Annotated in this window: 14 protein-coding genes and 3 tRNA genes; 14 read left to right on the top strand and 3 right to left on the bottom strand. The window is 56.3% G+C overall.

The features are described from left to right. The first annotated feature begins 180 nt into the window (after positions 1-180). From alaS to JI62_RS13475, 6 genes are all read left to right on the top strand, one after another. Complete coding sequence (gene alaS / locus JI62_RS13450; RefSeq protein WP_088700648.1) at positions 181-2,793, top strand: alanine--tRNA ligase; 2,613 nt, start codon at positions 181-183, stop codon at positions 2,791-2,793. Positions 2,794-2,883: 90 nt separating this feature from the next. Beyond that, positions 2,884-4,134: an aspartate kinase gene (locus tag JI62_RS13455; protein WP_088700649.1), complete on the top strand. Its 1,251-nt coding sequence runs from the start codon at positions 2,884-2,886 to the stop codon at positions 4,132-4,134. A 194-nt stretch (positions 4,135-4,328) separates the two neighbouring features. After that, the gene (gene csrA / locus JI62_RS13460; protein WP_088700650.1) at positions 4,329-4,517 is read left to right on the top strand and encodes a carbon storage regulator CsrA; all 189 of its coding nucleotides are present in this window, start codon (positions 4,329-4,331) and stop codon (positions 4,515-4,517) included. A gap of 133 nt (positions 4,518-4,650) precedes the next feature. Further along, positions 4,651-4,743 (top strand) — tRNA-Ser (locus JI62_RS13465). Between the two features lie 19 nt (positions 4,744-4,762). After that, positions 4,763-4,839 (top strand) — tRNA-Arg (locus JI62_RS13470). Between the two features lie 102 nt (positions 4,840-4,941). Next, positions 4,942-5,018 (top strand) — tRNA-Arg (locus tag JI62_RS13475). A 201-nt stretch (positions 5,019-5,219) separates the two neighbouring features. Here the strand turns inward: JI62_RS13475 and JI62_RS13480 are convergent. Beyond that, the gene (locus JI62_RS13480; RefSeq protein ID WP_240513239.1) at positions 5,220-6,215 is read right to left on the bottom strand and encodes a tRNA dihydrouridine synthase; all 996 of its coding nucleotides are present in this window, start codon (positions 6,213-6,215) and stop codon (positions 5,220-5,222) included. Positions 6,216-6,374: 159 nt separating this feature from the next. Here JI62_RS13480 and JI62_RS13485 point away from each other — a divergent pair, with 159 nt between their 5' ends. The 3 genes from JI62_RS13485 to JI62_RS13495 all read left to right on the top strand — a co-directional run bounded on the left by JI62_RS13485 (position 6,375) and on the right by JI62_RS13495 (position 9,872). Further along, positions 6,375-6,632, top strand: a complete 258-nt coding sequence (locus JI62_RS13485) for an OadG family protein (RefSeq protein WP_088700651.1) — start codon at positions 6,375-6,377, stop codon at positions 6,630-6,632. Between the two features lie 92 nt (positions 6,633-6,724). Beyond that, a complete protein-coding gene (gene oadA, locus JI62_RS13490; protein WP_088700652.1) occupies positions 6,725-8,539 on the top strand; it encodes a sodium-extruding oxaloacetate decarboxylase subunit alpha in 1,815 nt (604 codons plus the stop codon). Positions 8,540-8,549: 10 nt separating this feature from the next. After that, positions 8,550-9,872 (top strand): sodium ion-translocating decarboxylase subunit beta, encoded by a 1,323-nt coding sequence (locus JI62_RS13495; RefSeq protein WP_088700653.1) that lies wholly within the window; start codon positions 8,550-8,552, stop codon positions 9,870-9,872. Positions 9,873-9,982: 110 nt separating this feature from the next. Here JI62_RS13495 and JI62_RS13500 read toward each other — a convergent pair whose 3' ends face one another. Beyond that, positions 9,983-10,600, bottom strand: a complete 618-nt coding sequence (locus JI62_RS13500) for an IMPACT family protein (protein WP_088700654.1) — start codon at positions 10,598-10,600, stop codon at positions 9,983-9,985. Then, a complete protein-coding gene (locus JI62_RS13505) occupies positions 10,600-11,004 on the bottom strand; it encodes a LexA family protein (RefSeq protein ID WP_240513240.1) in 405 nt (134 codons plus the stop codon). Before JI62_RS13505 ends, JI62_RS13500 begins: the two co-directional genes overlap by 1 nt. Positions 11,005-11,201: 197 nt before the next feature. On the opposite strand from JI62_RS13505, the gene ccmA reads away from it, so the two are divergent. The 5 genes from ccmA (at position 11,202) to ccmE (ending at position 14,044) form a co-directional block, all read left to right on the top strand. Then, positions 11,202-11,822 (top strand): cytochrome c biogenesis heme-transporting ATPase CcmA, encoded by a 621-nt coding sequence (ccmA, locus tag JI62_RS13510; RefSeq protein ID WP_088700655.1) that lies wholly within the window; start codon positions 11,202-11,204, stop codon positions 11,820-11,822. A gap of 89 nt (positions 11,823-11,911) precedes the next feature. Next, complete coding sequence (ccmB, locus tag JI62_RS13515) at positions 11,912-12,580, top strand: heme exporter protein CcmB (protein WP_240513241.1); 669 nt, start codon at positions 11,912-11,914, stop codon at positions 12,578-12,580. A gap of 14 nt (positions 12,581-12,594) precedes the next feature. Then, the gene (locus JI62_RS13520; protein ID WP_088700656.1) at positions 12,595-13,347 is read left to right on the top strand and encodes a heme ABC transporter permease; all 753 of its coding nucleotides are present in this window, start codon (positions 12,595-12,597) and stop codon (positions 13,345-13,347) included. Continuing rightward, positions 13,347-13,538, top strand: a complete 192-nt coding sequence (gene ccmD, locus JI62_RS13525) for a heme exporter protein CcmD (RefSeq protein ID WP_088700657.1) — start codon at positions 13,347-13,349, stop codon at positions 13,536-13,538. Before JI62_RS13520 ends, ccmD begins: the two co-directional genes overlap by 1 nt. Further along, positions 13,535-14,044: a cytochrome c maturation protein CcmE gene (gene ccmE, locus JI62_RS13530; RefSeq protein WP_088700658.1), complete on the top strand. Its 510-nt coding sequence runs from the start codon at positions 13,535-13,537 to the stop codon at positions 14,042-14,044. Before ccmD ends, ccmE begins: the two co-directional genes overlap by 4 nt. Positions 14,045-14,059: the final 15 nt, after the last annotated feature.

The raw sequence follows: 14,059 nt of genomic DNA on the forward strand, positions 1-14,059 counted from the left end.
ACATTTCTAATAGCGCTCTAATACGCTTGTTCACTTGGCTGTCCACACAGCTGTTTGCCATTCTGCCACTAAGTGCGGCTTTAGTCGTTTGACAACTGCGCTATAATGGCTGCTTTGCGACCCCTGAGGGTAGCGGTGACAGCGCCCTGGGACATCACGCTTTCTTGTTACGGATACCCTATGAAGAGCGCAGAACTCAGACAGGCCTTTCTTGATTACTTTGCAGAGCAGGGGCACACCATCGTGCCAACAGGGTCACTGGTGCCTGGCAACGATGCCACCCTGCTGTTCACGAATGCAGGCATGGTGCCTTTTAAAGACGTCTTTTTAGGCCGCGACCCGCGCCCCTATGTGCGGGCAACCTCTGCCCAGCGCTGCGTGCGAGCCGGTGGTAAGCATAATGACTTAGACAACGTGGGTTATACCGCGCGCCACCATACCTTTTTTGAAATGCTGGGCAACTTCAGTTTCGGTGATTACTTCAAGCACGACGCCATTCGCTTTGCTTGGCAGTTTCTCACTGAGCGGCTTGGACTGCCTGCAGACAAGCTATGGGTCACCGTCTTTACGGAAGATGACGAGGCCTACAACATTTGGGCCGACGACATTGGCGTGCCTCACGAGCGCATTGCTCGTATCGGTGCAAAAGATAATTTCTGGCAGATGGGTGATACCGGTCCGTGTGGCCCCTGTTCGGAGATCTTTTTTGATCACGGCCCTGAGGTGTGGGGTGGCCCGCCGGGAACGCCGGAAGAGGACGGCGATCGTTTTATCGAAATCTGGAACCTGGTCTTCATGCAGTTTGACCGTGATGCCCAGGGCACGCTTAACCCGTTGCCGAAACCCTCTATCGATACCGGTATGGGCTTGGAGCGTGTCGCCGCTGTCATGCAGGGCGTGCACTCCAACTACGAGATCGACCTGTTCCAGAATCTGTTGAAAGCCGCTGCCAAGGCGACCGGACACCCGGACACCTCGACACCTTCGCTGCGCGTCATTGCCGACCATATCCGCTCCTGCGCCTTTCTGATTGCCGATGGCGTGCTGCCTTCCAACGAAGGGCGTGGCTATGTGCTGCGTCGGATCATTCGCCGGGCGATTCGTCACGGCCATAAGTTGGGTGCGGTAGAACCGTTCTTTCATAAGCTGGTTGAAGCGCTGGATGCGGAGATGGGCGATGCCTATCCAGAACTGCGTGAAGCGAGCGATCAAATCGCCCGCGTGCTGCTAAAAGAAGAGGAGCAGTTTGCACGCACCCTGGATCATGGCATGGGGCTATTGAACGCGGCCTTGGCTGAGTTGGACGGTAAGGTGCTGCCGGGTGAGACCGTCTTCAAGCTTTACGACACCTACGGATTTCCCTTCGACCTTACCGCCGACGTCTGCCGCGAACGTGGTGTCACCCTGGATGAAGAGGGCTTTCAGCAAGCCCTCGAGGCCCAGCGTGAACGTGCAAGGGCAGCCAGCCAGTTTGGTGCCGACTACAGCGCCTCCATCGAGTTGGAGGGTGAGACGGCCTTTACCGGCTATGACCGTTTGGAAGACCAGGCCAAGGTCACCGCGCTGGTCGACAGCGAAGGCAACGCCCTGGCCGCGCTGGAGTCGGGGCAGAAGGGCATCGTGGTGCTGGATCGCACGCCATTTTATGGCGAGTCTGGTGGGCAGGTGGGCGATACCGGCTACCTGTATGTCGACGGTGGCCGTTTCCAGGTTACCGATACCCAAAAGAAGAACGGTCATCACCTGCATCAGGGTATGATGGTCGAAGGCTCGCTGAGCATCGGTGCCAGCGTGCGCGGTGAAGTAGACGCCAGTCTGCGCACCGCTACCCTCCGCAATCACTCGGCCACCCACCTGCTGCATCAAGCGCTGCGCATGGTGCTGGGTGACCATGTGCAGCAGAAAGGCTCGCTGGTCAACGCCGAGCGACTGCGCTTCGACTTTAGCCACTTCGAGCCGATGACCGCCGAACAGCTGGCAGAAGTCGAGCGTCTGGTCAACGAGCAGATATTGGCTAACGCGCCGACCAAGGTCGAGCAGATGAGCCTGGATCAGGCCAAGGCCAAAGGAGCGGCAGCGCTGTTTGAGGCCAAGTACGCCGAGAACGTGCGGGTGCTGACCATTGGTGCCGACGACTTCTCTATCGAGTTGTGTGGTGGTACCCACGTGGCGCGCAGCGGCGATATTGGCTGCTGTCATGTGATGAGCGAGGTAGGTATTGCTTCCGGCGTGCGCCGTATCGAAGCGATCACCGGCGAAAATGCGCTGGCCTACTTCCGCGAGCAGGAAGCCCGCCTTGAGCGCTTGGGCGAGCGTTTGAAGACCAAGCCCGAGCAGGTTGAATCACGGGTGGAATCGCTGGTTGAGCGTAACCGTAGCTTGGAAAAAGAGCTTGAGCAGCTCAAGGCCAAGCTGGCCAGTGCGGCAGGCAGCGATATGCTTAGCCAAGTGCAGGAGATCAACGGCGTTAAGCTGTTGGCGACGCAGTTGGATGGCGTGTCGGGCAAAGATCTACGTGGCATCCTCGATCAGCTTAAAAACAAGCTAAGTTCTGGAGTGATTATCCTCGGCGTTGCCGACCAGGCGGCGGGCAAAGTAAGCCTGATCGCTGGGGTAACCCAAGACCTGACCGGTCGAGTGAAAGCCGGTGAGCTGGTGAACCATGTTGCCTCGCAGGTGGGCGGAAAGGGCGGCGGCCGCCCCGATATGGCTCAAGCGGGAGGTAGTCAACCCGACGCCTTGCCGGATGCGTTGAAGAGCGTACCGGTATGGTTGGAAAGCGTACTTAGCTAAACCTTTGGGCCGGTGGCATTATTGTCACCGGCCTTATTTATTTAAATACAACTTCACCCTCCATTCCCGAACGCATAGGAAAAACGGCATATGGCATTATACGTACAGAAGTTCGGCGGCACTTCGGTGGGCTCTGTCGAGCGTATCAAGGCCGTAGCGGAAAAGGTTAAAGGTTTCCGCGACCAAGGTCATCAGGTAGTGGTCGTGGTCTCCGCCATGAGCGGCGAAACTAACCGCCTTACCGATATGGCGCAGGCGCTGAATGAAGATCCCGCGCCACGTGAGATGGATATGCTGCTGTCCACCGGTGAGCAGGTGACTATTTCTCTGCTTGCCATGGCGCTTCAGCAAATCGGCGTGCCAGCCACTTCGCACACGGGCGCCCAGGTAGGTATTCATACCGATAGTGCCTATACCAAGGCACGTATTCAGCGCATTGAAACCGAAGACCTGAAGGCCGACCTGGACGCTGGGCAGGTCGTGGTCGTCGCCGGTTTCCAAGGGGTTGATGAAGAAGGCAATATTACCACCCTGGGCCGCGGTGGTTCCGACACCACTGGGGTGGCGTTAGCCGCCGCGCTAGGCGCCGATGAGTGCCAAATTTACACCGATGTGGATGGGGTTTACACCACCGACCCCCGTGTTTGCTCCAAAGCCCAGCGGCTAACGAGTATCACCGTCGAAGAGATGCTGGAGTTGGCCAGTCTCGGCTCTAAAGTGCTGCAGATCCGTGCGGTAGAGTTTGCCGGTAAATACAACGTACCCCTGCGGGTGCTGTCTAGCTTTGAAGATGGCCCCGGTACCCTAATTGTTGCAGAAGCAGACCAAGACGAGGACGCTATGGAAGAACCACTGATCTCCGGTATCGCCTTTACCAAGAATGAAGCAAAATTAACCCTGCTTAATACCCCGGACGTGCCAGGTGTTGCATCACGTATCCTGGGTCCAATTGCCGATGCCAATATCGAAGTTGATATGATCGTGCAGAACGTGGCGCCGGCCGGTGACTATACCGACTTTACCTTTACGGTTGCTAAAGGCGATTACAAGGCCACTAAGAAGCTGCTCGAAGAGACGGTGATTCCTGATTTAGGCGGTGGCGAGCTGCGTGGCGATGATAATATTGCTAAGGTTTCTTTAGTGGGTGTCGGTATGCGTTCTCATGCGGGTGTCGCATCGAAAATGTTCCGCGTACTCGCCGACGAAAACGTCAATATCCGTATGGTCTCCACCTCTGAGATTAAAATCTCGGTCGTTATTGATGAGAAGCATATGGAGCTGGCTGTTAACGCATTACACAAAGCTTTTGGTTTAGATAAGGCAGATATCGAATCTGAATAACATTTATGCCTTAAACCTTCTACGCTGAAGGGGTACTTACTGCCGTGTGGTGGTGAGCTTTCTTTCAACGGGAGGTATAAGGTGTCATGGAGCCGGAGTCATTGGTGACAGGCAGCACTATGTCGCATAATGGCAGGGTGTTGCCTCCGGCTGACATATCCCGTTGCATAAAACGTCTGAAAAGGAGATCAGCCATGCTCATCCTAACTCGCCGTGTTGGCGAAACCCTGATGATCGGTGATGAAATCACCGTCACCGTGCTAGGTGTGAAAGGCAATCAAGTACGTATTGGCGTTAATGCGCCGAAAGATGTGGCAGTTCACCGTGAAGAGATTTACCAGCGTATTCAGCGTGAACGAAACAGCGAAGACGAAGTGGAATAAGACTCGCGGGCTCGCATAATGAACCGATGCTTAAAGCGTAAGCTTATACGTAAGATATGGCCGGTGCGAAAAAAATCCGTAGAAGACTAGACACAAGAAGGCTAAATCGGTAATATTCGCGCCGTGCCGTTAAGGAGAGGTGGCCGAGTGGCTGAAGGCGCTCCCCTGCTAAGGGAGTATAGGGTTTATAGCCCTATCGAGGGTTCGAATCCCTCTCTCTCCGCCAATTGCATGTTAGAAGGTATGCGCCCGTAGCTCAGCTGGATAGAGTACCTGACTACGAATCAGGGGGTCGGAGGTTCGAATCCTCCCGGGCGCGCCACCTTTCGGTTAGCTGCTTATCCACCATTGTCAGTGTTTTGATATATTGTCAGTGTCTCGATAAGTGGTCGCTTGGTAAGTTTAAGTGTTAGCAAACTATTACGCGCCCGTAGCTCAGCTGGATAGAGTACCTGACTACGAATCAGGGGGTCGGAGGTTCGAATCCTCCCGGGCGCGCCAGATTCCAAAACCCGCTCTCTTCATTGAGGGCGGGTTTTCTGTTTCCAGTCTGAACTCTGAACGCCTATTTCTGACTTTATCACCTGTTTCCAGCCTGACCGGCTAAGGCTCGCACCCCGGTCTTGCGATCGTGTGTAGCGCCCCGCTTTACGGTAGGGCGCTTTTTTTTGCCTGTTGATTGGGTGGGAGTCGAGCGAGGGATTAGGCTGGTGCGGCGTGCTGTTCGTCGACAATCAGGCTGTCGAGCAGTTGATCCAGCTCGGTGAGCCGCTTCACACGCTGAAAATTTTGTTCAGCTTCACCGCTGCCCTGGCGCATTTGGGCAAGCCACTGCTTTACCAGGGAGACCACGACGCGGTCTGGTAGCTGTTGGCGCTGAAGGGCGGCGTACTCTTTGAGTACATTGGCGCGCATCGCCCAGCTGCTTTCTGGCAGCCGCTCGCCGGTTTGCAGCCAGTGGCGGATGCGTGGTGCCAGCCAAGGGTCGGCCAGCGCGCTACGCCCTAGCATCACATCACTGCAGCCTGAAAGCGTGCGGGCTTTCCAGTAATCTTCCAGCGTCCATATATCGCCGTTGGCAACCACCGGAATGGACACCTGGCGACGTATTTTGCCGATCCATTCCCAGTGTGCCGGTGGGCGGTAGCCCTCGTCTCGAGTACGCGCATGCACCACAAGCTGGGCGGCACCTCCTGCCTCGGTAGCCTGGGCACAGGCAACCGCGAGGCGGCGATTGGCGAAGCCCAGGCGAATCTTGGCGGTCACTGGGATTTCCCCCTCTAAAGCGTCATGAACAGCTTTGACCGCTTGATAGACGCGTTCAGGCTGACGTAGCAGCGAAGCGCCGCCATCGTGCCGGTTAACCAGTTTGGCAGGGCAGCCGAAATTAAGGTCGATGCTTACCGCGCCCAAGCTAAGCGCCTGACGCGCATTGGCCGCCAGGGCGGCTGGGTCAGAGCCCAGCAGCTGTAAATGCACGGGAATGCCACTTGGTGTTGCCACAGGCGGTTGCGTCAGCTCCGGGCAGTGCTTATAAAACACTCTGGGTGGCAGGCGGGTATCAACAACGCGGACAAACTCGGTGACTGTCCAGTCGAACCCCGCGTGGCGGGTCAGCAGGTCGCGGGTCAGAGCGTCGATCACTCCTTCCATCGGGGCTAGGCCGATTCTGCCGTTATGTAGTAAATTAACAACCATGACTTCCACTATCGCGCCATTGCATTTTATGCTGGGTGTGGCAGGTTAGTGCATTCCTCTTACTGCGCCAAGCGCCTTTCACCGTATTGGCGTAATGATGTGCGTAACAATGGTGCTTGAACTGTGCTTCAAGACACCTCGCTTCAAGGAGAGCGCCTTATGCAAGATCTGGAACTGTTGCAGGATGGATTGGCGTTAATGGCGCTCGGAATGGGCGTAGTGTTTGTTTTTCTTACGATTTTGGTCATTAGCGTTACGCTGATGTCGAAGCTTATTGGGCGTTTTCAACCCGTTCCCGCTGCGGTTGATACGGGTAAGAAAGCATCGTCCTCATCGCCCCCCGCAGCGCAAAGTGACGAGGTTATGGCTGTGATCAGTGCTGCAGTGCACCGTTACCGTTCAACCCGGCGTCGCTAACTTTCTCAATTTTTTTCATTTCAGCCCTCTTTTGGCTATTTTTTTGTTATTTTTACTACAAACTTACAACTCTACTACTGTGAGCCAAGACCATGAACGAAATAAAACGCCCTCTAGGCATTACCGATGTCGTGCTGCGCGATGCCCATCAATCGCTGTTTGCCACGAGGATGCGGCTGGATGATATGCTGCCGATCGCCGAAAAGTTGGATCGCGTTGGCTACTGGTCGCTGGAAACCTGGGGTGGAGCCACCTATGACGCCTGTATCCGCTATTTGGGTGAAGACCCCTGGGAGCGTATTCGTGCTCTAAAAGAGGCCATGCCTAACACGCCTCAGGCTATGCTGTTGCGTGGCCAGAACCTGCTGGGCTATCGCCACTACGCGGATGACGTTGTCGATAAGTTTGTCGAGCGGGCGAAAACCAATGGCGTTGACGTCTTCCGCGTTTTCGATGCCATGAACGATCCGCGTAATCTCGAGCGCGCTATCCAGGCAGTGCGTAACGTGGAAGGCCATGCCCAAGGCACCATCTCTTACACCGTGAGCCCGGTACATACCCTGGATAGCTGGGTCGATCTCGCCAAGACTATTGCCGGTTTGGGCGCGGATTCATTGGCTATCAAGGATATGGCGGGGCTATTGACGCCCTACACGGCGTTCGATTTGGTCACACGGCTCAAGAAAGAGCTATCGATTCCGGTACACCTACACTGTCACGCTACTACCGGCCTCTCAACATCGACTATTTTGAAGGCGGTAGAAGCAGGCATCGATAACGTCGATACCTCGATCTCATCCATGTCGATGACCTATGGTCACAGTCCCACCGAATCCGTGGTGGCAATGCTGAAAGATACCGGCCGGGATACCGGTCTGGATCTTGAGCTGCTGGAGGATATCGCCGGCTACTTCCGTGAAGTGCGTAAGAAGTACGCTGCCTTTGAAGGCTCACTACGCGGTATTGATTCGCGCATCCTGATTGCTCAGGTGCCGGGCGGCATGCTGACAAACATGGAAGGCCAGCTCAAAGAGCAGGGCGCGGGCGATAAGCTGGACGACGTGCTCAGCGAGATCCCCCGCGTACGCGAAGACCTTGGCTTTATTCCGCTGGTCACACCCACCTCGCAAATCGTCGGCACCCAGGCGGTGATGAACGTGATGATGGGAGAGCGCTACAAGTCGATTTCCAAGGAAGTCCAGGCGCTGCTCAAAGGTGAGTATGGCGCTGCCCCGGCGCCTTTTAATGCCGAGCTGCAAAAGCGTGTGCTGGAAGGCGGGGAGCCGATTACCTGTCGCCCAGCGGATAACCTGTCGCCGGAAATGGAGAGACTGGCAACCGAACTGAAAGAGAAGGCCAGTGCCGAGGATATCCGCTTGGCGGAAGGTAAGCGCGAAGTAGATGATGTGCTGACCTACGCGCTATTTCCACAGATCGGCTTGAAATTCCTTAAAAACCGCGACAATCCAGACGCTTTTGAGCCTGTTCCCCAAGCAGCTGAAGCTAGCGCAGAGAAGGCGCCCGTCAAGGCGGAAAGCAAAACGCCGGTCGCAAGCCAAGGCCCGGAAACCTACACCGTCAAGCTCAATGGTAAAGCCTTCGTAGTGGAGGTTTCTGAAGGTGGTGAGCTGGGCGAAGTCCAGGAGCAAACGGCCACCAGCACTGGCGCGCCCAAAGAGGAAGTGTCTGCTCCTACAGGTGAAAGCATCGATGCGCCGCTGGCAGGCAATATCTTCAAGGTGAATGTTCGCCCCGGCGACAGCGTCGCAGAAGGTGATGTGGTGATCATCCTGGAAGCGATGAAAATGGAAACCGAGGTGCGTGCCAGCAGCGCAGGCACTGTATCTAAGGTTAACGTCAGCGAGGGCGACAGCGTAGCCGTAGGCGATACGCTGGTCGAGCTCTAAGGGCCCGGTAATGGATAAATTAGTCACCTTATGGGAAGGCTCTGGGCTATATAACCTTGAGCTTGGCCAAGCGGTCATGATTATGGTGGGGCTACTGCTGCTCTACCTGGCCATCAATAAAAAGTTTGAGCCACTGCTGCTGGTGCCGATTGGCTTTGGCGGCATTCTGGCCAACATCCCCGAAGCGGGGCTGGCGATTTCAGCGCTCGACCAAGCGATTGAGGTGGCGAAACCTGCCGTGCTACAGCAAATGGCGGCAGCGCTAGGCGCGACGCTGGATCCACTGGCAAATGCGGAAGCCTGGCGGGAGTCGCTAAAAGCGCTTGCCCACGATGGCGTTGCGCCGGATCAACTGCGTGCCGCGCGTGACATTGCCGTGGGCTCCGGCTACAGCGATGGCATGCTCTACAGCTTCTATAAAGTCGCGATTGGCTCGGGTATTGCCCCGTTGATTATCTTTATGGGCGTGGGTGCCATGACTGACTTCGGCCCGCTACTGGCCAACCCGCGCACGCTGTTTTTAGGCGCGGCCGCTCAGTTTGGTATTTTTGCCACCCTGTTTGGCGCTGTAGCGTTAAGCTCGGTGGGGATCATGGATTTCTCGCTTAACCAGGCCGCCGCCATTGGTATTATTGGCGGCGCTGATGGCCCGACCTCTATCTATGTCTCCAGCGTGCTGGCACCGGAATTGCTGGGGGCTATCGCCGTGGCCGCCTACGCCTATATGGCGTTGGTGCCGCTGATTCAGCCGCCGATTATGCGCCTTTTGACCACCCAGAAAGAGCGTCAAATCAAGATGACGCAGCTGCGGCCGGTCTCAAAACTGGAAAAGATTGTCTTTCCGTTGGTGCTGTTGATTCTGGTGGCGCTGTTTCTGCCCGATGCAGCTCCGCTGCTGGGCATGTTCTGCTTCGGTAATTTGATGCGTGAATGCGGCGTGGTCGAACGTTTGTCAGATACCGCGCAAAACGCCCTGATCAATATCGTTACGATAATCCTCGGCCTGTCGGTGGGCTCCAAGCTGATGGCCGAGAGTTTCCTCTCGTTTGAGACGCTGGGGATATTAGGCCTAGGCATTGTCGCCTTTGGCATCGGCACGGCTGCCGGGGTGCTGATGGCCAAGCTGATGAATCTGGTGAGCAAAATGCCCATCAACCCCTTGATCGGTGCCGCGGGCGTTTCCGCCGTACCTATGGCGGCGCGAGTGGCGAACAAGGTTGGGCTGGAGTCCAATCCGCATAACTTCCTGCTGATGCACGCGATGGGCCCCAATGTGGCAGGTGTCATTGGTTCGGCAGTCGCGGCCGGGGTAATGATTAAATACCTGGGTTAATGTTGAACGAGTGAATAAATAAGCGCGGCGTACTGGCACTTGCAGTATGTCGCGTTTTTTTGATGGGCTATTGCGATGGACTATTGCGATGGACTATTCCGACGGGCTATCTAGTGAGTGAGAATGTCGATAGCGCTCTTCAAGCGGTTTTCTAACGGGGCAAGGTCAAGCGGGCAGTCCCTTGGCCAGCCGATGGTTAGACGCACACCATCAGCATCGTAGTCGGCTTGCTCAATAGGGACATCGCGCTCTTCACACCAGCTGCGGGCAATCGCCTCATTGGCAAATGTGAGGCGCAGGGTGTACAAATCGCGCTCAACGACTTCCCGGGTAGGCAGCGTCTCAAGGGCATGGCTAACCGCCTGAGAGTAAGCGCGGGCTAAACCGCCGGTGCCGAGCTTGGTGCCACCAAAATAACGAATGACCACACAGCCGATCTGGCCTAGTTGGCTGCCCTGGAGCACCTGATACATGGGGCGGCCAGCGGTGCCGCCAGGCTCGCCATCATCGGAAAAGCCAATCAGGTTTTGCTCGCCGGGTGGCCCGGCAATGTAGGCAGTGCAGTGGTGGCTGGCAGTAGGGTGTGCATTTTTCGCCGCAGTCAGCAGGTGGGTGAATGCATCGATATCAGGGGCGTGGCACATCCAGGTGATAAATTGGCTTTTTTCGACGTCAATGTCGGTCGTATGCCATGACCCAATGGGTAGCTCGGGAACCCGATAGCGCATTAATGCTCCGTGAAGGTAGGCTCACTTTTCAAATGAACGCTGGGATGTGGTTCGACACCCATCACCATACCGAGTACCTGAATATCCCGGTTATGCAAAAACAGCGCTGGCTGCAACGTATCCTCTGGCCATAACTCTACGCCAAAGCGGCTGATAGAGAGCTGTCTCAAGGCAATCGTTTGCTGGTTAATTTCGGCAACGGCGGTTTCTGTCTGGGTATCGTGCTGATAGCGACGGATAATAATGACATCGCCATCGAACAAGTTGCAATCGCGCAGTGCATTGCCGCGCACTTTGAGCGCATAGGTGTTGCGTCGGGTAACGCTAGGGGGCATGGCGTAAGGGCGCGGAGCGGGTTGTCTGCGGGCGAACGTAGTCGTAGGTGTTGCCATCGATAGCGTCATTGGTAAATCTCCATTGCATGTTCTTTCATACAGTGGTTTTTATTGTAGACCTGTTTTTGCATACAGTGCTAGCGATAATTGGTCTAACGACATATTGATTGAGGTCACGCTGCGACCCAGCGCCGCATTGTGTGAGTGGCGAGAAAGGGCCTTTACGTGTAGAGTTCGACGCGAAATCAATATGCCAGGAGAGACGCTTGAGCCTGTGTCTACAAGCCCGACAGCTTGCCTGTGAACGCGACGACCGCTGGCTGTTTCAAGGGTTGGATCTGGAGGTTCGCAGCGGCGAGATAGTGCGAATTGAAGGGCCCAATGGCAGTGGTAAAACCAGCCTTTTGAAAATTCTCTCCGGGCAGCTCAGCGACTATCAGGGCGAACTGTTCTGGAATGGCGCTGCGATGAACGGGGCACGTGAACATTTCCTGGCGAATTTGCTCTATTTAGGGCATGCGCCGGGCATTAAGTCAGGGCTTTCCCCGTTAGAAAATTTAGCCTGGTATCAGGCGTTAAGCGGGGAAGGGGGGCATGAAGAGCAGCGCTTGGAAGCCCTTGAACGGGTTGGGTTGGCAGGCTTTGAAGACGTGCCCGCAGGGCAGCTCTCGGCAGGCCAACAGCGCCGTGTTGCCCTGGCGCGCTTAACGTTAACGCCGCGCGCCCTATGGGTACTGGATGAACCTTTTACCGCGATTGATCGCCACGGCGTCGCTGATCTGGAGAAACAGCTGGTTGCCCACGCTCAGGCGGGAGGCTGCGTGCTGGTAACGACACACCACGAGTTAACCGCTTCACCGTTGCTCAGACGGATATCCCTAGGGTAAAGGAGAAAGGGTTGCACAGCTCTTCACAAAGCTCGGAGACCAATCAACAGGTTTTAGCAGTGCCACTGCGTGAGCATAAGGGTGGGTTAATGACCGCCGTGAAGGCCACGCTCATGCGTGACTTAACGCTGATGCTGAGACGCCGTGGCGAAGTGCTCAACCCACTGGTGTTTTTTGCCCTGGTGATCACGCTGTTCCCGATCGCTATTTCGCCCGATCCTGAGCTGTTAGCGGTGATCGCACCGGGTTTGCTGTGGGTCGCAGCGCTGTTAGCCGCGCTGCTTTCATTAGATAGCCTGTTTCGTAGCGATTATGACGATGGCAGTCTGGAGCAACTGCTACTGGCGCCGCAGCCGTTAGTCGCGCTGAGTTTGGCCAAAGTGGCCGTGCACTGGCTACTGACCGGACTACCGTTGGCACTGATGGCGCCAATATTGGGTATTATTCTGGCGCTGCCAGCGGGCAGTTACGCCGTGCTGGCCCTGTCGCTGGCGCTGGGTACGGCAAGCTTGAGCTTGATTGGCGCCATCGGTGCGGCGTTAACCGTCGGCCTGGCGCGGGGCGGAGTGCTGCTATCGCTGCTGGTGCTACCGCTGTATATTCCGGTGCTCATTTTTGGCGCTGGCGCGGTGCAAGCGGCCATTTTAGGTGACGGTGTCTCTGCGCATCTGGCAATCCTGGGCGCGCTGCTCGCCGCCTCACTCATGTTGGCGCCGTGGGCGATTGCCGCATCGCTGCGCATTAGTATCAACGGTTAAGGACAGGACACGCTATGTGGGCCTTTATACATAAGCTGGGATCACCCAAGTGGTTCTACGGCATTAGTGCCAAATTGCAGCCCTGGTTTTGGGCTGCGGCGGCGCTTTTGATCGTCACTGGCTCCCTGTGGGGGCTCGCGTTTGCGCCGGCGGATTACCAGCAGGGTAATAGCTTCCGGATTATTTACGTTCATGTGCCCGCGGCCTTTTTAGCTCAGTCTATTTTTATCGCCATGGCGGTTTCCGGTCTGGTGTTTATGGTCTGGAAAATCAAAGTCGCTGATATGGCGGCGGCGGTAATGGCGCCTCTTGGCGCGGCGATGACCTTTGTGGCGCTATTTTCCGGCGCCGTATGGGGCGTGCCCACCTGGGGCACCTGGTGGATGTGGGATGCCCGGCTAACCTCCATGCTGATTCTGCTGTTTTTGTATCTAGGCGTGATTGCCCTACGTGGGGCGTTTACCAGCCGCGATAGCGCCTCACGGGCAGCTTCGGTGCTGGCCATGGTGGGGGTGATCAATATCCCGATCATTAAATACTCAGTGGACTGGTGGTACACCCTGCACCAACCTGCCTCCTTTACTCTGACCTCGCGCCCGGCAATGCCCACCGAAATGTGGCTGCCGTTAGTCATTATGGTGCTGGGTTTTTACAGTTTTTTTATTGCCTTAACGCTGATGCGTACGCGCAGCGAAATTCTTCGCCGCGAAGCTAACAAGCGCTGGGTACAGGATCTGGTCAACGGCCAGGTCGAGGAGGCTCGCTAATGGCATTTGACTCATTTGCCGAATTTCTCGCCATGGGTGGCCACGCACCTTATGTATGGTCTGCCTGGGGGGTAACTGCGCTGCTGCTGCTCGCCACCGTTTGGCATGCGCGTGCTGAACAGCGTCAACTGCTCAAAGGCTTGAAACGCCGCGCAAGACGCGCCAACAGCGCCAGGGGGAACGCCCAATGACACCGAAACGTAAGCAGAAACTCTTTGTTATTCTTGGCTTGGTCTCGCTGGCTGCGATTGCGGTGGGGCTGACCCTTTACGCGCTGCGCGCTAACATCAATCTGTTTTTTAGCCCGGTGCAGATCGCCCAGGGCGATGCGCCCATGGAGCGGCAGATTCGCGCGGGCGGCATGGTAAAGGAGGGCTCGGTATCCCGGGATCCCGAGAGCCTGGACGTCGAGTTTACCGTGACCGATTACGTCGATGACCTGCAGGTCTACTACAGCGGCATCCTGCCCGACCTGTTTCGCGAAGGCCAAGGCGTGGTGGTGGTCGGAGAGCTTCAGGCCGATGGGCGTCTGTACGCCGATAAGGTGCTTGCCCGCCACGACGAGAACTATATGCCCCCTGAAGTCGCCCAGGCGCTTGAAGAGGCAGGCTATTCGCCAGCCGACTATCAGGCCAAAGCTGCCGAGGTAGGTAAGCGCCTGGATGAAGAGGGCGTTCCCCAGGCAAGCGAATACTAGCACCAGCAGAATTTA

Source organism: Halomonas campaniensis (assembly GCF_002211105.1).
GTDB classification, from domain to species: domain Bacteria; phylum Pseudomonadota; class Gammaproteobacteria; order Pseudomonadales; family Halomonadaceae; genus Vreelandella; species Vreelandella campaniensis_A.

What these genes read in the sequence shown, in the direction of transcription:
- alaS (WP_088700648.1), top strand. Translation starts at nt 181, where the DNA reads ATGAAGAGCGCAGAACTCAGACAGGCCTTTCTTGATTACTTTGCAGAG.
- JI62_RS13455 (WP_088700649.1), top strand. Translation starts at nt 2,884, where the DNA reads ATGGCATTATACGTACAGAAGTTCGGCGGCACTTCGGTGGGCTCTGTC.
- csrA (WP_088700650.1), top strand. Translation starts at nt 4,329, where the DNA reads ATGCTCATCCTAACTCGCCGTGTTGGCGAAACCCTGATGATCGGTGAT.
- JI62_RS13480 (WP_240513239.1), bottom strand. Translation starts at nt 6,215, where the DNA reads ATGGTTGTTAATTTACTACATAACGGCAGAATCGGCCTAGCCCCGATG.
- JI62_RS13485 (WP_088700651.1), top strand. Translation starts at nt 6,375, where the DNA reads ATGCAAGATCTGGAACTGTTGCAGGATGGATTGGCGTTAATGGCGCTC.
- oadA (WP_088700652.1), top strand. Translation starts at nt 6,725, where the DNA reads ATGAACGAAATAAAACGCCCTCTAGGCATTACCGATGTCGTGCTGCGC.
- JI62_RS13495 (WP_088700653.1), top strand. Translation starts at nt 8,550, where the DNA reads ATGGATAAATTAGTCACCTTATGGGAAGGCTCTGGGCTATATAACCTT.
- JI62_RS13500 (WP_088700654.1), bottom strand. Translation starts at nt 10,600, where the DNA reads ATGCGCTATCGGGTTCCCGAGCTACCCATTGGGTCATGGCATACGACC.
- JI62_RS13505 (WP_240513240.1), bottom strand. Translation starts at nt 11,004, where the DNA reads ATGACGCTATCGATGGCAACACCTACGACTACGTTCGCCCGCAGACAA.
- ccmB (WP_240513241.1), top strand. Translation starts at nt 11,912, where the DNA reads ATGACCGCCGTGAAGGCCACGCTCATGCGTGACTTAACGCTGATGCTG.
- JI62_RS13520 (WP_088700656.1), top strand. Translation starts at nt 12,595, where the DNA reads ATGTGGGCCTTTATACATAAGCTGGGATCACCCAAGTGGTTCTACGGC.
- ccmD (WP_088700657.1), top strand. Translation starts at nt 13,347, where the DNA reads ATGGCATTTGACTCATTTGCCGAATTTCTCGCCATGGGTGGCCACGCA.
- ccmE (WP_088700658.1), top strand. Translation starts at nt 13,535, where the DNA reads ATGACACCGAAACGTAAGCAGAAACTCTTTGTTATTCTTGGCTTGGTC.